This window comes from Vibrio sp., from assembly GCF_048266485.1.
In the GTDB taxonomy this organism is placed as follows: Bacteria; Pseudomonadota; Gammaproteobacteria; order Enterobacterales; family Vibrionaceae; genus Vibrio.
The window spans coordinates 112956-131447 of record NZ_JBLWZK010000001.1 but is presented as its reverse complement, the minus strand read 5'-3'; the positions used below and the strand labels follow the sequence as shown (position 1 = coordinate 131447).

Genomic DNA, 18492 nt, shown 5'->3' with positions numbered 1-18492 from the left:
ATGGTGAGCAAAACACAACAAACACTAGAAAAACAAAATGCACATCCGGGGTTCCCATTACCAACCGGCCCAGATTGGACATTCGATTTATTAGATCTCTACCATACAGAAATCAAACGTGTGGCGGAGCACTATCGCCTTGATACCTACCCAAACCAAATTGAAGTGATCACCGCAGAACAAATGATGGATGCTTACTCCAGCGTGGGAATGCCAATCAATTATAATCATTGGTCTTTTGGTAAACGTTTTATTCAAACTGAGCAAAACTATAAGCATGGCCACATGGGACTTGCCTATGAAATTGTCATCAATTCCGATCCATGTATTGCTTATCTTATGGAAGAAAACACCATTACTATGCAAGCGCTAGTGATGGCACACGCGAGTTATGGCCATAATTCATTCTTTAAAGGTAATTATTTATTTCAATCGTGGACCGATGCAAGCTCGATCATTGACTACCTACTGTTTGCTCGTACTTATATCACTGAATGTGAAGAAAAATATGGCATTAGTGAAGTTGAGAAGATACTCGACTCTTGTCACGCATTGATGAACTATGGAGTCGACCGCTACAAGCGCCCTGAAAAGATTTCCATTCTAGAGGAAAAAGCTCGCCAAGAATCACGCGAGGCTTACCTGCAATCACAAGTCAACGAGTTATGGCGTACCGTGCCGAAATCCGATCACGATGAACAACATGAAACCACCCGTTTTCCAAGTGAACCTCAAGAAAACTTACTGTATTTCATTGAAAAACACGCGCCGCTGCTAGAGCCTTGGCAACGAGAAATCGTACGAATTGTCCGAAAAGTAAGCCAATATTTTTACCCACAAAAACAAACCCAAGTCATGAACGAAGGTTGGGCAACATTTTGGCATTACACTATTTTGAATCACTTATATGATGAAGGTGTGGTGACGGATTCTTTCATTTTAGAATTCCTACATAGTCATACGAGTGTCGTGGCTCAACCGGAATATAACAGCCGCTACTACAGTGGTATCAACCCTTACGCACTTGGCTTTGCCATGTTCCAAGATATTCGTCGTATCTGCGAGCATCCTACCGAAGAAGATAAAGAATGGTTTCCTGAAATTGCAGGTAGTGATTGGTTAGACACGCTTCACTTTGCCATGCATAACTTCAAAGATGAAAGCTTCATCAGCCAATATTTATCGCCAAAAGTAATACGGGATTTTAAACTCTTTTCTGTACTAGATGACGATAGAAAGAACTACATTCAAGTCAGCGCCATCCATGATGAAACCGGCTACCAGGCCATCCGTGAAAAACTTGCCTCACAATACAATCTCAGTAACCTAGAGCCCAACATTCAGGTGTGGAATGTTAATGTGCGTGGCGACCGTTCCCTTACCTTGCAGCATGTTCCACAAGACAGAATCCCACTGAATGATGGCTACCCTGAAGTTCTCAAACACCTACACCGCTTATGGGGCTTCGATGTTATTTTGGAAGAAGTCAAAGACTCAGGCCGCAGAGAAGTACTGGCAACGTGTCCACCCAAAACAGACAACTATACCGACTATGGAATTTCATAAACTATTCAAGGTGCTCAATTATATTACCCCTGTGCTACGTGCATTACTCCTTTAATCACTGTAATGGCTGAACCGACTAGTTTGGTACGGCCATTCGGCAGCAATTCAGTATCCACATACCCTCCTCGCGCGGATGCTTGAAAGGCTTTGAACTTTATTTTACCCAACTTATCCGCCCAGTAGACCGTTAACGCACAATGTGCAGAGCCAGTAACCGGATCTTCATTTACCCCAACCCAAGGTGCAAAATAGCGTGAAATAAAATCTAATTTGTCATTGGTTGAACGAGTAGTTACCAACACACCACGCCCATTCATCTGCTTTAAAGCATCAAAATTTGGCGCAAGGTTTAATAACGTTTCTTCGCTGCTAATTTCAATAAAGACTTTTGAATCAAACTCACCAAACGCTATCACTTCATTTGTAGGGATACCCAGATGTTCTAATAACTCTGCGGATTGGTAAATATCGAATTCAATCGTTGGTGACGGAAAATCAAGCTCTATAGTCTCTTGTTTAATCTGGGCGGTTAAAGTGCCAGATAAGGTTACAAAATTAACGCTATCTCCAACCTTAACTTGCCCTTTTTGTTTTAATACATGAGCCACCGCCAGCGTGCCATGTCCACACAACTTCACCTCGGCTTTGGGTGTAAACCATCTTAATCTCATATCATTAAGCGATAAAAAGGCGGTTTCCGATACCGCCATTTCTTCAGCGATAGACAACATTAGTGACTCACTTAACCCTTCGTCACTGATACAAACTCCAGCCGGATTGCCTTTGAATGCTTGGTTGCTAAATGAATCGACTTGGTAAATTTCTAAATCCACGAGGAGTCCTTAATCGTTAGGGTTTACTCAGCAAAAGCTTTCTTAAATCTCTTTCTGAACGCATAACAAACAGAATATATACGGTATTACTTTTAGCTTAGCAAGCTCTATGGAGTGATGGATTGAAGGAATAATCTACTTACCTATTTGGGTATCTATTATGCTCAATCTACTCGAATTCTTTGCCGACATTTTCTAATGATTTTTTCTTACAAACAGCACAGATAAAATAACGGTTCATATTGTAGTACTGCCCACCATTAACAAACTCATGGACAAATAATGCTAGTCGCCCGAACAATGACTTATTTTGATCGTAACTTGAGGGTTTTCTTTCTAAGCTTTCAGTGTGTTCTGTATCCGTTTTGCAGCAGTCGCAATATTTCATCACCATCGTTTCACCTAAATTGTTGATAAAAATTCAGGTTGAGAGTAGCTGTGAAACAATATCAAATTGATTGCATCAGAGCGCTTTCCGTCTAGGTTCAAACTATTGTTGTGTTTGAGAAGCGGTTGTTACATAAGTTTTTATAGCTCAAATAAGCAAATCGATGTGGAAAAATTAACTGACACAGAATTATGAACACCCACGCTTACTCTTCTATTAGACCTTGCTTTTTGAGCTCAGAGTGAATTGAACCATTTGTACGCCCAAACTCATCTGCAAGAACCGAAACTAATTTACCGTTTTTGAATTGCTCTGCTACATCATTTTTTTGCTCCTCAGTCCAAGGTAAACCAGCATTTTTAGGTAAACCCTTTTCAAGGTTTTCAGCTTGCTTTTGCTCAATACTTTTTTTTAACTTTAGGTTGCTGTGTAGGCGGGTGTTTTATGAAATCCAATGTAGCAAATAAAGCTCTGATAATTTCAGGACTATTGTAAGGAGACTCTTCAGGTAAAGCCTCACCTGTTAGTGGATCTATACCATTAGCTAAAGCTTCTATGACTTTTAAATTTGCTTCCATACTATTTTTGAAACTCCATGATTCGAAAAGCATACAACCATTTAATAGACAGAAATAATTCCTCTATTCCTTCCGTTTATCATTCCATTCATTTTTTCGGCTAACAAGCTAATCACCTAAATTAATTAATAAAATCAAACTTATTTAATACATTATCAGGGTGAAATACGGAGAAATTCGTTTTGTTCACCAAAATAAAGACCTAAAAAAGCCCAATCCATCGCTGAATTGAGCATCATTTTCATACTAATTAAAGAGCGCTTACTTGGCTAAAATCTTACGCACTACTTCCAAATCTTCTGGAGTATCAACACCTGCGGCTGGCGCTTCTTTGGCTAAAGCAACGTGAATTTTTTCACCGTACCAAAGTACGCGGAGTTGCTCTAAAGATTCAATTTGCTCTAGGGCGCTTGGCTGCCAATTGATATACGTATTGATGAAGCCAGCGCGATAAGCATAAATACCAATGTGACGCATAAGTGGTTGGCGGATCGTTTTATCTTTTTTTGCCCATGCATCACGATCCCAAGGAATCGAAGCTCGGCTAAAGTACAATGCGTAACCTTGTTCATCAGTCACGACTTTTACTGCATTGGGATTAAACACTTCTTCCGGCTCATCAATATTCACGCCCAGCGTTGCCATAGGTGCGGTACTGTTAGCTAGGTTTTCGGCTACTTGTTTGATGATTGACGGTGGAATTAATGGTTCATCACCTTGCACGTTCACAATGATGTGATCATCGGCGATGCCCATCTTCTCAACGACTTCAGCTAAGCGTTCAGTACCCGATTGATGGTCTGGAGACGTCATACATACTTCACCACCAAAACCTTTGACTACCGCTTCAATACGCGGATCATCGGTGGCTACAATCACTCGCTCAGCACCGGCTTGTAAGGCTTGTTGATGTACCCATTGAACCATTGGCTTACCGGCGATATCTGCTAACGGTTTACCCGGCAAACGTGATGACTGGTAACGAGATGGAATAACAACGGTAAAAGACATTATCGCCCCTCATCCATCGACATTTGACGGGCTTCTACCGCAAGCATAACCGGAATGCCATCTTTAATTGGGTAGGCTAAACGGTCAAACTTACAAATAAGTTCTTGCTTGTCGTTATCCAGTACCACTTTACCTTTGCAGACTGGGCAAGCCACGATTTCAAGTAGACGATGATCCATATTGACTCTTAACCTCTGTGATTTTTTTAATAATATTCTGTTTATCTTGCGATGAAATTTGCGCGGAAACCGGTAAGTACCACCAGTTATCTTCTGCAAATTGGTAGCATTTAACCGCATCTTTTTCTGTCATGATTAAATGCTGACCTTGAGTCGCAAGTTGTTGTAATTCTGCTTGTTCAAATGCTTGGTGATCGGCGAATGCCTGAGTTTTTACAACTTCTGCGCCTAATGATTCTAGCGTGTTGAAAAAACGAGGTGGATGGCCGATTCCAGCAAATGCCACCAATTGTGGGAGTTGCTGTACTGATATTTTCTCACCGGTTTTTAAATTCACCGCTTCACTAGGCTCTAGCGTCATGGCGATTTCATGGTTTTGTGCAGCACCACCGTTCGTAATCAAGAAATCCACTTCATTTAAACGTTCTAGCCCTTCACGCAATGGGCCAAATGGAATGTACTGCTGATTACCAAAACGACGTTGACCGTCAATCACCACAAACTCGATATCTCGTTCAAGTGCGTAATGCTGCAAGCCATCATCGGTGATAATGATATCGACATCTTGCACTAGTAATGCTTTGACCGCCAGGCTTCTTACTGGGTCGACAGCAACCGGTGCACCTGTACGACGTTTGATTAAAGCTGGCTCATCGCCTGATTGCGCGCTCGGAGTCTCTAGCTCTACCAGTAATGGGTAGTGTTCAGCTTTACCGCCGTAGCCACGAGAAACGACGCCCGGCTTCATACCAAGAGATTGCAATGTTTCTACCAACCAAATCACCACTGGCGTTTTACCATTACCACCAGCAGTGATATTACCGACCACAATAATCGGTACTGGCGCGCGATAACTTGGCTTGTTACCTAAAGCATAAGCCTTGCGACGTTTACCGCTAATCAGCTTAAACAATCGGCTTAGCGGCCATAAAACCGGAGCAAGTAGCCAGCCAATCGGGTGATGGTGAAACCAAATTTTTTCAACCATCACTCTACCTTACTGAATTAACGTTTTGACTATCAATACAAGAGTGCATTATTCACCAAACTGAATACGGTGAAGCTGAGCATAAGCCCCATCTTTTTCAATTAATGATTCATGGTTGCCGCGCTCTACAATTTCACCTTCATCAACAACCAAAATTTCATCGGCATTTTCGATGGTCGATAAACGGTGCGCAATCACAATCACGGTTTTGTTCTTTTGTAGCTCATCTAATGCCGCCTGGATTGCTCGTTCTGATTCAGTATCCAATGCCGACGTTGCTTCATCCAGAATTAACACTGGTGCATCACGTAACAAAGCACGAGCAATCGCTAAACGCTGACGTTGACCACCTGATAGGTTAACGCCATTTTCGCCGATCATAGTATCGAAACCGTTATCCATGTTTTCAATGAAATCGGTCGCGTAGGCTAAATCAGCGGCACGTTTAATCTGCTCGAAGCTGTAACGCTCTTGCGCGGCATAAGCAATATTATTGGCAATAGTATCGTTAAATAAATGAACGTTTTGCGACACGATGGCAAAGTGAGTACGCAGGTTCGATAAAGTATATTCACGAATATCATTGTTATCTAGGTGGATCTCACCTGAGTCGATATCGTAAAAACGCGTGAATAAGTTAGCAATAGTACTTTTACCGGAACCTGAACGCCCGACTAGTGCGACAGTTTTACCCGCGGGCACCTCAAAGGATACATTGCGTAACGCTGGCGCATCTTTGGTTGGATAGGTGAAAGTGACATCTTTAACCGCAAGATTGCCTTTCACTTTTTCAACTTCTTTATTGCCAGTATCAATTTCTGATGGCAGTTCAATAATGCCAAATAGTGTCTGACAAGCTGCCATACCTTTTTGGAAATCAGAGGTGACGTTCGTCAGTGATTTCAGCGGCTTCATCATGGCGAACATCGCTGAGAAGATCACGGTGAAAGTACCTGGCGTCAGTTGTTCTTTAATGGAATCAATGCTCGCTAAATACAGCACCACCACCAAAGCACTCGAAGCAATCAACTGAACGATTGGGTTGGCAGCGGCTTGAGCGGACACCATCTTCATTGATTGTTGGCGCATTTTATTACTGACTGAATCAAAACGTTTTTTCTCAACGTGCTGACCACCGTAGCTTAATACAACTTTATGCCCTTTTAGCATTTGTTCTGCCGATGACGTTACATTACCCATCATGTCTTGCATGTTTTTACTGATGCGACGGAAACGTTTTGATACCACTCGAATCGCAATCGCAACCACAGGTGCAACGGCAATAAGTACCAAAGAAAGCTGCCAGCTATTATAAAACATCAAGAATAATAAACCTATGATGCTCGCCCCTTCACGCACAATACTGACCAATGCTTTACTGGTCGCCGCGGCAACTTGCTCTGAATCATAGGTAATGCGCGATAACAATGAGCCGCTCGATTCTTTATCGAAGTAGCTTACTGGCATTTGCATAAAATGATTAAAGAGCTTGCGGCGCATTTCCATTACTACATTACCGGATACCCAACTCAAGCAATAAGTAGAAATAAAGCCACTTAAACCACGCACTACCATCATGCCTAAAACAATGAAAGGTAAGACTTTTAAAAAATTTGAATCGCTACTACCAAAACCCTCATCCAACAAAGGTTTTAATAGCGATACCATATAAGTATCACTCGCAGCATTAATGATTAAAGCAATAGTAGCCACAAATAAACCCGCTTTATAAACGCTGATCATTGGCCATAATTTTTTAAAAGTTTGAAATGTGGTTTCGTCTTTTTCGGACGCCATCTGATTTTCTGACACGATGTCTTTTGGTTGAGTCATATACACTTCATTTTGATTTAGACAATTCTTTTCATTCTAACCCTTTACGCACAATCTGCCTATACCATGGCTGATATTGGTTTAGCCTCTTTTGTTCAATTAACCAGCCATTGGTATAAATTGAAATCGTTATTTGTCCGCCATGTGCGGTATCCATCCATTGAATACCGTTTTCTTGGTAACGTCTTTTGACACTTTGGCTGGGTAATCCCCACTGATTATTCAGCGCCAATGAAGCAATCGCTACTTTTGGTTTTAAAGATTCAACAAAGGAAGGAAAGGAAGAGGTTGCGCTGCCATGATGCGGTACCGTCATAACATCAATACCCGATAAATGACTATCTCTCATTAATATAATTTCGGATATTGCATCTATATCACCAGTAAGCAGTAGATCAAATTGCCCATCAGAAACCTGAACCACACACGAATGAGGGTTATATGCGCGCTTAACTTGCTTTGGTGGCCAAACGACTTCGAAATTGAGTTGTTGCCATTGCCACTTCTGCCCTTTAATACAAGCTTGATAACTATTTATATATTCACTACTGCGTTTCCACTGTGGTGATAACGCTGATTCAATATCAGTACGACCACCTGCATGATCTAAATCGGTATGACTGATCACTAAGCCGGATAACTGCTGCTCACCACTATTATGCAGTAATGGCACAATAATCGAATTGGCAATACTGCCGCCCTGCCAACTCATTCCAGTATCATACAAAACACTTTGCTGATCTTTACGGATAAGCACTGCCAAGCCTTGACCTACATCTAACACCTGCACTTGCCATTCAGGTCTAGGACGAGGTGGAAATAGTTGCCACAGTGTGACAATCAACGCAAAAATGTATAACGTTGAATAAATACGAAAGCGCCAAGCAATCAGCGCAAACGCAATCAATACACTAACGATTCCCCAATAACTCGACAACGTTAACCATGCACCTTCGACGAATTGCAATAACCATAAAATCGGCTGCAGTGTGTAATCTGCTAATCGCCATATTTGCACAAGCCAGCTGTCACTAAGGAACCAACTGCCATGAAAAATAGCGGTCATCATCAAGCAAAAGAAAATCACAGGAACCACAACGAGACTTACCCAAGGTATCGCGATTAAATTCACAAACGGAGAAACCCAACTGATGCCACCAAAAAAAGTCATACTTAGAAACGCTAAGCCAACAAACAATCCAAATTGTACGATTACCACTTGTCGCCAATTAAACTTAATCCGCTTATGTTGAGATAAATAAAACCAAAGTGATAGGTAAATAATGACGATAGCGCCAAAGGATAGCCAGAAACTTGTTTGCAGAACCGACATAGGTTGACAGACAAGTATTAAACACAAGCTATACAATAGGATTTGCCACACTGACCAATGAATACCGCTTGCCAACATAAATAAAACTAGCCCGCCCATAATCAAAGCCCGTTGTGTTGGTAGTGCAAAGCCTGCTAAGTAGGCATAAAGCAAAGCAACTGTAAAACTAATAAACAAGGGAATCAGTCGAAAGATAGAAGATAAAGAGTGTGTTAGGTGACATAGTAGTGATTTGATAATACGACCGATATTCCAACCGATAGCCATAGCGAGTCCAATATGTAATCCAGAAATCGCCATGAGATGTGACAAACCAGAATCTCGTAACTGTTGCCATTGCTGATCGGACATCAAGCTTCTATCACCAAAAGCCAGTGCAATAATAAAGGCTTTTGAATCCAATTCATTCAGATAGGCGATCGCTTTTTCGTGTAACCATAAGCGCCAGGAATCGCTTATTTTTATTCGAAAATTTAAACCGTCTTTTGGCTCAATAACCGCTTTACCGTGCCATTGATTAGAGACATAATATTGTTCGCTATCAAAACCCACATCGTTTAATTGACCAGTAATGGGTTTAACTTGAATTTGAAACTGCCAAACCTCCCCAAGTTGCGGCTGATTCTCTTCTGGTCGATCAAAAAATGTCTTCACCGTAGGACGTGCGTAGATCGGTAAATCAATATTATTAATGCGTTGTATTGATAAGAGCATTTGTTGACCATGCACCGCAGGCTGAACAAAACTGATCACTTTAGCTTGGGTTGTGACAGAGGTGCCTTGGGAAAAGAGTGTTTCTGTCACATGACGATAATGATTTCCATGAACAATCACCGTAAAGCAACCCAACAGTAAACCTTGAACTAAATAGCTCAATATTTTGAAGTAACGTTCTTTTATAAAATAGCTATTTGGGGTAACGAAAGCATCTTCTATACAATGTCTATCTTTTGTGAAGAAAGCATTTTTTATGAAGAAAAGAACAAGAAATAGTACTACAATCGGCATCAACCAATTGAGTGTCGGCATGAATGGCCACAACGCACCACTTGCAGCCCCAAACATCAAGCCGATCAGAATATAATTGCGATTAATATGAGCCACCATTTATGCCAAAGAAATTGATTAAACGCTTCATGCCAGACCATGAGACAATCAAGAGCCAAAAAGCCTTAAAGATTTTTGGTAGCGTTTTATATAATCCCAATTTGTGGAGCTTAAATAGACGCTCAGCAGCCGGCGCTTTTGCTGTTGGTTTATTTATTGCCTTTATCCCACTGCCAAGCCAAATGCTTATGGCTTCTGGTGCCGCTATTTTATGTGGTGTCAACTTGCCCCTTTCAGTTGCTTTAGTTTGGGTAAGTAATCCAATCACCATGCCATTTTTATTCTACTTTGCTTATCACGTAGGCGCATGGCTGATGAAAACCCCTGAACAAGCTTTCCATTTTGAGCTAACTTGGAATTTCTTTATTGAACAAATCAACACTATTGGGCCACCGTTATTATTAGGTTGTTTCGTTTGCGGTGTCGTTCTTGCCATCCTCGGCTATTTCGGCATCCAAGGTTTATGGCGCTACTCTGTTGTTCGTAGCTGGAAAAAACGCCGTTTACGATAACCTATCAAATAGATAATTCAGCTATTATCGTCACTCAACATTCAGACAAATAAAAAAAGTGCTATCAAGTTAGCGTTCTAAATGAACAAACTTGATAGCACTCTTTTTTTTGAGACAACTTACGACGCTCGGCTCTCGGGCGTTTCACTTCTCGTGTCTCGAGGCCTAACTGTTCACCCCGATTAAAGCGACAACATCGAGCGACGAGAAACGAAAAGCGCAGCGTTCGAGTTACGTTATTTATTTCGCACTTAAAACCGTTGCCGGATTCAATTTACTCGCTCTTGACGCTGGATACCAAGTGGCTAATAAACTCAAAGTAATTGCGGTACCAGACACTAATAACACATCCGGCCATGATACGAGCGAAGGTAGAAAGTCAATAAAGTAAATATCATCCGATAAGAATTGATGGCCTATGATAGTTTCTAATCCTTTAACCATCGGCGTAAGGTTATACGCCACCAGCACACCAATGACACTACCAATCACACTACCTAACACGCCAGACATCACGCCATACCAAACAAAAATACGTTTGATTAGACCATCACTGGCCCCCATTGTGCGTAGAATAGCAATATCAGAAGCTCGGTCTTTCACGGCCATCATCAAGGTCGATACAATGTTAAAACTTGCCACACCGATCACGAGCACCATCACTAAGTACATAATCGTGCGTACCATTTGAATATCATGGTGTAAAAAGCCGTACTTCTCTTTCCAACTTTTCAGGTAGGCATAAACGGGAATAGTTGCGCCAACTTCACGAATGATACGGTCAGCTTCAAAGACAGGTTCCACTTTTAAAGATACGCCGCTGACGCCTTTACCCATCTTCATATAGTTCTGACCATCTTCTAGTGGGATCATCACTAAACCATGATCGATTTGACCACCTAGTGTTAAAAACCCCACCACATGAACTCGTACACGTTTCGGTGCACTCAGTTGTATCTGACCATTTGAAGACGCTGGGGGAATTAATATGGTGATTGAATCGCCGACTTTCACATTCAGTTTGTCAGCAACCCCTTTGCCTAGCACGATTTGATTTTGACCAGCTCTAAAGTTTTGCCATGCTTGTTTATCGACAAATTTAGAAAGGTTGGAGACCGCACGTTCATAATCTGGGTCGACTGCGCGAACTTCCACCGCTTTAAGTTTGCTGCCGCGCTCTAGCAAGGCCGTAAAACGAACATATGGTGCGACCGCTTTCACTTGTTCATTTTTGTTGGCAATCGATGCAATTTTTTTCCAATCTTGAATCGGCTCTTTGACCCCTTCCATTTCAGCTTGTGGGATCACCGACAGCACGCGGTTTTCTAATTCACGTTCAAAACCATTCATTGCTGATAAACCGACAATAATCACCGCCACACCCACGGCAATACCAATAGTAGAAGATAGCGAGATAAACGAAACCAGCTTATTACGTTCTTTGGCACGGCTAAATTTAGAACCAATGAATAACGATAAAAACATAATTACTCGCCCGACTCTTGTTCTGTATGATGAGTGATGACAGTATTTTCATTCCAATCAAGTACGCCGTCTTGCATGGTGTATTGCTTATCCATTTTTAAGGCCAATTGATTATCATGGGTAACCACTAAAAACGCGGTACCAAAATCACGATTAAGTTGACGCATCAAATCGTAAATCTCTAACGCCGTTTTTTGATCAAGATTACCCGTTGGTTCATCAGCTAACACAAGATCCGGCTCATTAACTAATGCGCGCGCAATCGCCACACGTTGTCTTTCACCACCTGACAACTCAGATGGACGGTGTTCTAAACGATGACCTAGCCCCACCTTATCTAACACCGATTTCGCTTTTTGTTTTGCAACATCGGCTTTCTGCTTACCAATCAATAATGGCATGGCGACATTTTCTAAAGCAGTAAAATCAGCAAGTAAGTGATGGAATTGATACACAAAACCGATATGTTGATTACGTAACTTGGCTTGTTTATTACCCGATAAACGCAATAAAGATTGGCCGAGTACCGTTACATCACCATTACTGGCGTCATCTAATGCGCCAAGAATATGTAGCAAGGTACTTTTACCCGAGCCAGAAGAGCCAACAATGGCTAAGAAGTCACCTTTATTGATGGATAAACTCACCCCTTTTAACACCTCAGTTTCAAGGTTTCCTTCTTGGTAAGTTTTACTTATATTTTGACAGCTTAATAAAGGATTCATAATGTCTTGCCTTGTAGCCAAAAAGCCGCGTAAATAATCGCAGCCTTTGAGAAAGTGTTATTCATAACGAAGCGCTTCTGCCGGTTTAACCGAAGCGGCGCGATAAGATGGAAATAAGGTCGCCAATAAGCTCAAGCCAATAGCAAGAATGATCACTACCGTAACCTGAAGCGGTTCAATCACCACGGGCAGTTCCGTGCCCGGCGCAAACAATGACAAACCTAAAGCGCTCATCACATTGTTTAGATTCGCTGCCAGTAGTGTGCCTAGTAGTCCACCGACTAGTGCACCAATCACCCCACTACTCGCGCCCTGCACCATAAATATCGCTAATATTTGATGATTCGACATGCCTTGGGTTTTCAAAATGGCGACTTCTGATTGCTTCTCCATCACCACCATAATTAACGCTGAAATAATGTTGAACGCCGCCACCGCGATAATCAACCCTAACATCAAGCCCATCATATTCTTTTCCATACGTACTGCTTGAAATAGTTCACCACGTTGATCACGCCAATCAGACCAAAACCATTTTTCAGGTAATAAATCATTGTTTTTCACTTGTTGTGCTAAACCAGCCACCACAAATGGGTCATCAAAAAATAATCGCCAACCTGAAATATGATCACTGGAATAACGCAATAAACGTCCTGCATCTTCGATATTAGTGACCATCAACATGCCATCAACATCAGAGCCGGTATTAAAGATGCCCGCCACAGTAAAATTACGTTGGCTAGGAATGCGCCCTAGCGGTGTATATTGGCTAGCGTTCGTCACCATTAATCGCACTTTAGATCCAACATTCACATTTAATGTTCTGGCTAAAGTGTGACCTAGAAAGACGTGATAACTTCCCGGTGTTAATTGTGAGACTTGCCCCATCATCATACGTTTTGCGATAGGATCTTGCTCTCTTGGCTCAATGCCGACCATTAAACCTGCGCTTAACTTAGTTGAACTTTGGATAATCGCTTCGCTACGCACAATGGGAGAAATATCTTCAACATGGGGGATAGCATTTAGGAAAGCGGGTGGCGTATCTGAGATTAGGGTTTTATCATCGGCTTGTGAGATCACAGCTTGAGGAAGCACGCCGAGAATTTTTTGCTTTAGTTGCCCTTCAAAGCCATTCATCACGGACAATACCGTCACAAGAGATAGAACACCGATAGAAATACCGGCGGTCGACATATACGAGACAAATCGGCTGAATTTATCGCCTGATCGACCTTTCAAATACCGCAAACCAATATAGGCCGAAACTGGGTGAAACATTCCAATAATCCCTGAATAAAATAATGAAACCGGAGCATATACCCAAGTAACTTCAAGGTGCAAGTTTCAGCAAGAATAAAACAAGCTTTAGGCAAGGCAAATTGAATATGATCATCGTTATTCTATCTCTGACCATTTTACAAATAGCAAACGCAATAATTCACATACTTCTTACTATTAGTGGTGAGAAATTGATTAAAAAACAACAATTGTGCACATTCCCTTGATTAGTTTGCCTACATGACGATAATCAAACCACTCAAAGTGCTACAACTAGCGCAACATTCAATTTATAAAAGCCTAATCGAATTATGTCTGAAATTTCATCCACGTCAGCGTCTTCTCTCTTGCAACTGCCACTGCCAACTAAAGCTGGTGACAAAAAGCACATAGGCCAATTAGTCGGCGGTTCACTCGCACTCTCCATTGCAGAGCTTAGCGAACAACATTCAGGAGTCACATTACTTGCTGTACCTGATCCGCAAATAGCGATAAAGCTGCAGCACGAAGTAAGCCAGTTCACCGATCATTCGGTGTCTTTATTCCCTGATTGGGAAACGCTGCCGTATGATAACTTTTCTCCGCATCAAGATATTATTTCAGACCGTATCGCGCAGCTGTATCAATTACCAACGCAGCAAAACGGCTTAATCATTATTCCAATCAGCACACTATTACAGCGTCAATCACCGAAAGATTACCTACTCAAAACCACATTAATGGTCAAAAATGGCGATCTTTATTCACTCGACAAACTACGTATGCAACTGGAAAGTTCTGGTTATCGCCATGTTGATCAAGTGTTTGGCCCGGGTGAATACGCCAGCCGAGGTTCGATTATCGACCTTTTCCCAATGGGCTGTGATAACCCATATCGAATCGATTTTTTTGATGATGAAATCGATAGTATCCGTACCTTTGATGCTGAAACTCAACGCACGATAGAAGATATACAAGACATTCGTCTACTACCTGCTCATGAGTTTCCAACTACTGAAGCGGCGATAGAAGATTTTCGCATTCGCTGGCGTCAACGTTTTGAAGCGCGACGTGAACCTGAATCCGTTTATATGCAAGTATCAAAAGGCACTTGGCCTGCTGGCATCGAATATTGGCAACCATTGTTCTTTGAGCATACCGATACCTTATTCGACTATCTACCAGAAAACACCTTGCTACTGACGCTTGGTGAACTTGAAAAAAGTATTGATACCTTTTTAGCCGATGCTGAATACCGTTTTGAACAACGTAAAGTTGATCCACTTCGCCCATTACTTGAGCCTCATGAATTATGGTTAAAGAAAAATGAACTATTTAGCTGCTTCAAAGGTATGCCTCAAGTAGCCTTATCAGTTGAAGCGGTAGAAGACAAAGCTGGCCGTAAAAACGCTTCCGTTACTCCTCTGCCTAATTTACATGCCCAGCACCAGCTTAAAGAGCCACTTATCGCACTGCGTCAATATCTTGAGCAATACTTAACTGACACCCCGCAAGGTAAGGTGATCTTCTCGGTAGAATCAGAAGGTCGCCGTGAAACATTAAATGAGCTATTAAGCCCAATAAAAATAAAACCGAAAGAATGTGACAACCTTTCCCAAGCATTAGCATCTAAACAAAAGTACTCTCTAATACTCGGCTCAACTGAACACGGCTTTGTTCATCATTCGCCTGATTTTACCTTTATCTGTGAAAGTGATGTACTTGGCGACCGCGTGATCCAGCGTCGCAAAAAAGATCGTAAAGCGGTCAATAGCGATACCGTAATTCGCCATCTTGCAGAATTAAAACCCGGTCAACCTGTAGTGCATCTCGATCACGGTATCGGTCGCTATATTGGTTTACAAACCTTAGAAGCTGGTGGGCTCGCCACCGAATATGTCACCCTTGAGTACTTAAATAATGCCAAACTGTATGTTCCAGTATCCTCCCTCAACTTAATCAGTCGTTATTCAGGTGGTGCAGAAGAAACCGCTCCATTACATAAACTGGGTAGTGATGCTTGGAATAGAGCTCGTCAACGCGCCGCAGAAAAAGTCCGTGATGTAGCAGCAGAATTGTTAGATGTTTACGCCAAACGTGAAATCAAAAAGGGCTTTAAGTTCATTCACGATAAAGAACAATACGCGCACTTTAAAGCCACTTTCCCGTTTGAAGAAACCGATGATCAGTCTATGGCGATTAATGCAGTTCTCTCCGATATGTGCCAAGCAAAGGCCATGGATAGACTCGTCTGTGGTGATGTTGGTTTTGGTAAAACCGAAGTAGCTATGCGAGCAACATTCCTTGCAGTGGATAACAGTAAGCAAGTTGCAGTACTAGTGCCAACCACCCTACTTGCTCAACAACATTTTGAAAACTTCCGTGATCGTTTCGCCAACCTACCGGTACGAGTTGAAGTGTTATCGCGCTTTAAATCAGCTAAGGAACAAAAGCAGATTTTAAATGATATCACTGAAGGTAAAGTCGATATCATTATCGGCACCCATAAACTGCTGCAAGATGATATTAAATTCCGCGATCTCGGTTTATTGATTGTCGATGAAGAACACCGCTTTGGTGTGCGCCAGAAAGAAAAAGTAAAAGCGATGCGTGCCGATGTGGATATTTTGACACTCACCGCTACACCGATCCCTCGTACTTTGAACATGGCAATGAGTGGTATGCGTGATTTATCGATTATCGCCACTCCACCAGCACGACGTTTAGCCATCAAAACCTTTGTCCGTCAAAGTGAAGGTAGTGTGATTCGCGAAGCAGTACTGCGTGAAATTATGCGCGGTGGCCAAGTCTATTTCTTACATAACAATGTCGAAACCATAGAAAAAGTTGCCGAAGATTTAGCTAAATTAATTCCAGAAGCACGCGTGATCACCGCCCACGGACAAATGCGCGAACGTGAACTGGAAGGCATCATGAATGATTTCTACCACCAGCGCTTTAACTTGCTGGTTTGTACCACCATTATCGAAACCGGTATCGATGTGCCAACCGCCAATACCATCATTATGGATCGCGCGGATAAACTCGGTTTAGCACAGCTTCATCAATTACGTGGTCGTGTTGGTCGTTCGCACCACCAAGCGTATGCTTATTTATTAACGCCACATCCAAAAGCGTTAAGCAAAGATGCAGTGAAACGTTTGGATGCGATTGCCTCATTAGAAGACCTAGGTGCAGGCTTTACACTAGCCACTCACGATTTAGAAATTCGTGGCGCAGGTGAGTTATTAGGTGACGATCAAAGCGGACAAATTCAATCGGTCGGCTTCTCGTTATACATGGAAATGCTAGAACAAGCGGTCAATGCGTTAAAAGAAGGCAAAGAATTGTCATTAGACGAACTTTTACGTGAACAAACTGAAGTAGAATTACGCTTACCAGCATTACTGCCAGATGACTACATTCCCGACATCAATACTCGTTTATCTATGTACAAGCGTATTGCCAGTGTGAATAGTGAGTCGGAACTAGCAGAAATGAAAGTGGAACTGATTGATCGCTTTGGCAGCTTACCGGATGCGGCGAAAAACTTATTAGTGATCAGTGAAATAAAGCTTCAAGCTGCTAGAATACAAGCGAAAAAAATTGAAGCACATGACAAAGGTGGTTTTATTGAGTTTTCACCAAATGCAAACATTAACCCAGCATTCTTGGTACAATTACTCCAATCATCGCCGAAAAAATTTGCAATGGAAGGCCCCACTAAGTTCAAGTTTACTGTACCATTAACAGATAGACGGGAACGAATCAGTTTCATTAACGATTTACTGGCCAACTTTCAACAAAATCGTTTACCAAAAATTGGCTAAACGCTATGTAACTTAGCAATAAGTACATCATTTATTATATTAGCTAAGGTACTATCTACATTAGAAATCTAGAATAGAAGTATCTTTGATTACGGAGTACCAATGAAAAAACTGATTATATTCCTATTGGTTTTTGTTTCATTACCAACATTTGCACGATCTTTTGCTATCGAAATGATCATCTTTAAGCGTAATGTGGAGCCATCACAAGTTAACGAGTTTTGGCCACAAAACCTTGAGCCGATTAATTTTGAACGCGCATTTTCATACCGTGATAGCAACTTAATGTCGCAGCATAAAGCAGGCCTACTTTCGAGTGGTTATTACAAGCTGAATAGACAATACCAAGCATTAGACCGTCACGCAGGATTTAAGCCATTAGTTCATATAACTTGGTATCAAAATGACCGAGGTGAAAGCACATCACCAGTTTTACACATCCAAGCGGGTGAGGATTTTTCGGATAGATTCGCACCGGATGGTCGCTCTCTTAAAGAGATTGCCAAAGATGGTACTCCGACATCCATTGAAAAAAAGCCATTATATGAGCTAGATGGTACAGTCCAGGTTTATGTACAACACTACCTATACTTGAAAACTAACCTAGACTTACGCATTCCTGGACAAAATGAAGTCGTATTACAAGACTCAGTGATCGACCCATCGACTGAAGATAGCGATGAAAATGTTCAAGTAGGAAACCTAGAGCCAGTTAAACCAAAAGTCGAAGTCCAAGACTTTTTAAATAGTTACCGTATGCAGCAAAAACGAAAAATTAGAAGTGGTGAAGTACACTACTTAGATAATCCATTCCTAGGCGTGATTATCAATATTCGTAAGCTGTAATACTAGTTTGTACCCAAA

The 18492-nt window shown here is 41.7% G+C and carries 14 protein-coding genes; 4 read left to right on the top strand and 10 right to left on the bottom strand.

Going from position 1 to position 18492, the window contains the following annotated elements; genetic code table 11:
* The gene (locus ACN0T8_RS00620) at positions 1 to 1566 is read left to right on the top strand and encodes a SpoVR family protein (protein WP_417878757.1); all 1566 of its coding nucleotides are present in this window, start codon (positions 1 to 3) and stop codon (positions 1564 to 1566) included.
* 23 nt (positions 1567 to 1589) lie between these two features.
* Here the strand turns inward: ACN0T8_RS00620 and ACN0T8_RS00615 are convergent, their stop codons facing one another.
* From ACN0T8_RS00615 to ACN0T8_RS00585, 7 genes are all read right to left on the bottom strand, one after another.
* Positions 1590 to 2399 (bottom strand): PhzF family phenazine biosynthesis protein, encoded by an 810-nt coding sequence (locus ACN0T8_RS00615; protein WP_417878756.1) that lies wholly within the window; start codon positions 2397 to 2399, stop codon positions 1590 to 1592.
* A 786-nt stretch (positions 2400 to 3185) separates the two neighbouring features.
* On the bottom strand, positions 3186 to 3365 hold the full coding sequence (locus ACN0T8_RS00610) for a hypothetical protein (RefSeq protein WP_417878755.1): 180 nt from the start codon (positions 3363 to 3365) through the stop codon (positions 3186 to 3188).
* Between the two features lie 261 nt (positions 3366 to 3626).
* Positions 3627 to 4376 (bottom strand): 3-deoxy-manno-octulosonate cytidylyltransferase, encoded by a 750-nt coding sequence (gene kdsB, locus ACN0T8_RS00605; protein ID WP_417878754.1) that lies wholly within the window; start codon positions 4374 to 4376, stop codon positions 3627 to 3629.
* Positions 4376 to 4555 carry a Trm112 family protein gene (locus tag ACN0T8_RS00600; protein WP_417878753.1) on the bottom strand — a complete coding sequence of 60 codons (180 nt, stop codon included), beginning with the start codon at positions 4553 to 4555 and terminating at the stop codon, positions 4376 to 4378. Before ACN0T8_RS00600 ends, kdsB begins: the two co-directional genes overlap by 1 nt.
* Entirely contained in the window at positions 4536 to 5543 is a 1008-nt protein-coding gene (gene lpxK / locus ACN0T8_RS00595) for a tetraacyldisaccharide 4'-kinase (protein ID WP_417878752.1), read from the bottom strand. The genes ACN0T8_RS00600 and lpxK overlap by 20 nt, the downstream gene beginning before the upstream one ends.
* A 48-nt stretch (positions 5544 to 5591) precedes the next feature.
* Positions 5592 to 7340, bottom strand: coding sequence for a lipid A ABC transporter ATP-binding protein/permease MsbA (msbA, locus tag ACN0T8_RS00590; RefSeq protein ID WP_417879466.1), 1749 nt, complete (start codon positions 7338 to 7340; stop codon positions 5592 to 5594).
* Positions 7341 to 7407: 67 nt separating this feature from the next.
* Entirely contained in the window at positions 7408 to 9813 is a 2406-nt protein-coding gene (locus tag ACN0T8_RS00585; RefSeq protein WP_417878751.1) for a DNA internalization-related competence protein ComEC/Rec2, read from the bottom strand.
* A gap of 5 nt (positions 9814 to 9818) precedes the next feature.
* Here ACN0T8_RS00585 and ACN0T8_RS00580 point away from each other — a divergent pair, with 5 nt between their 5' ends.
* A complete protein-coding gene (locus tag ACN0T8_RS00580) occupies positions 9819 to 10328 on the top strand; it encodes a DUF2062 domain-containing protein (RefSeq protein WP_417878750.1) in 510 nt (169 codons plus the stop codon).
* 240 nt (positions 10329 to 10568) lie between these two features.
* On the opposite strand, the gene lolE is transcribed toward ACN0T8_RS00580, so the two are convergent.
* Genes lolE through lolC form a run of 3 tightly spaced genes read right to left on the bottom strand, consistent with a single transcriptional unit; the run spans position 10569 to position 13819 of the window.
* Positions 10569 to 11813: a lipoprotein-releasing ABC transporter permease subunit LolE gene (gene lolE, locus ACN0T8_RS00575; protein ID WP_417878749.1), complete on the bottom strand. Its 1245-nt coding sequence runs from the start codon at positions 11811 to 11813 to the stop codon at positions 10569 to 10571.
* A gap of 2 nt (positions 11814 to 11815) precedes the next feature.
* Positions 11816 to 12538, bottom strand: coding sequence for a lipoprotein-releasing ABC transporter ATP-binding protein LolD (lolD, locus tag ACN0T8_RS00570; protein WP_417878748.1), 723 nt, complete (start codon positions 12536 to 12538; stop codon positions 11816 to 11818).
* A 57-nt stretch (positions 12539 to 12595) separates the two neighbouring features.
* A complete protein-coding gene (lolC, locus tag ACN0T8_RS00565; protein WP_417878747.1) occupies positions 12596 to 13819 on the bottom strand; it encodes a lipoprotein-releasing ABC transporter permease subunit LolC in 1224 nt (407 codons plus the stop codon).
* Positions 13820 to 14130: 311 nt separating this feature from the next.
* On the opposite strand from lolC, the gene mfd reads away from it, so the two are divergent.
* Positions 14131 to 17628: a transcription-repair coupling factor gene (gene mfd, locus ACN0T8_RS00560; RefSeq protein ID WP_417878746.1), complete on the top strand. Its 3498-nt coding sequence runs from the start codon at positions 14131 to 14133 to the stop codon at positions 17626 to 17628.
* Between the two features lie 102 nt (positions 17629 to 17730).
* A complete protein-coding gene (locus ACN0T8_RS00555; RefSeq protein ID WP_417878745.1) occupies positions 17731 to 18474 on the top strand; it encodes a peptidoglycan binding protein CsiV in 744 nt (247 codons plus the stop codon).
* Positions 18475 to 18492 lie beyond the last annotated feature (18 nt).

Bases quoted from the DNA above. Each gene is read 5' to 3' on its own strand.
- ACN0T8_RS00620 (WP_417878757.1), top strand. From the start codon at position 1: ATGGTGAGCAAAACACAACAAACACTAGAAAAACAAAATGCACATCCG.
- ACN0T8_RS00610 (WP_417878755.1), bottom strand. From the start codon at position 3,365: ATGGAAGCAAATTTAAAAGTCATAGAAGCTTTAGCTAATGGTATAGAT.
- kdsB (WP_417878754.1), bottom strand. From the start codon at position 4,376: ATGTCTTTTACCGTTGTTATTCCATCTCGTTACCAGTCATCACGTTTG.
- ACN0T8_RS00600 (WP_417878753.1), bottom strand. From the start codon at position 4,555: ATGGATCATCGTCTACTTGAAATCGTGGCTTGCCCAGTCTGCAAAGGT.
- lpxK (WP_417878752.1), bottom strand. From the start codon at position 5,543: ATGGTTGAAAAAATTTGGTTTCACCATCACCCGATTGGCTGGCTACTT.
- msbA (WP_417879466.1), bottom strand. From the start codon at position 7,340: ATGGCGTCCGAAAAAGACGAAACCACATTTCAAACTTTTAAAAAATTA.
- ACN0T8_RS00580 (WP_417878750.1), top strand. From the start codon at position 9,819: ATGCCAAAGAAATTGATTAAACGCTTCATGCCAGACCATGAGACAATC.
- lolE (WP_417878749.1), bottom strand. From the start codon at position 11,813: ATGTTTTTATCGTTATTCATTGGTTCTAAATTTAGCCGTGCCAAAGAA.
- lolD (WP_417878748.1), bottom strand. From the start codon at position 12,538: ATGAATCCTTTATTAAGCTGTCAAAATATAAGTAAAACTTACCAAGAA.
- lolC (WP_417878747.1), bottom strand. From the start codon at position 13,819: ATGTTTCACCCAGTTTCGGCCTATATTGGTTTGCGGTATTTGAAAGGT.
- mfd (WP_417878746.1), top strand. From the start codon at position 14,131: ATGTCTGAAATTTCATCCACGTCAGCGTCTTCTCTCTTGCAACTGCCA.
- ACN0T8_RS00555 (WP_417878745.1), top strand. From the start codon at position 17,731: ATGAAAAAACTGATTATATTCCTATTGGTTTTTGTTTCATTACCAACA.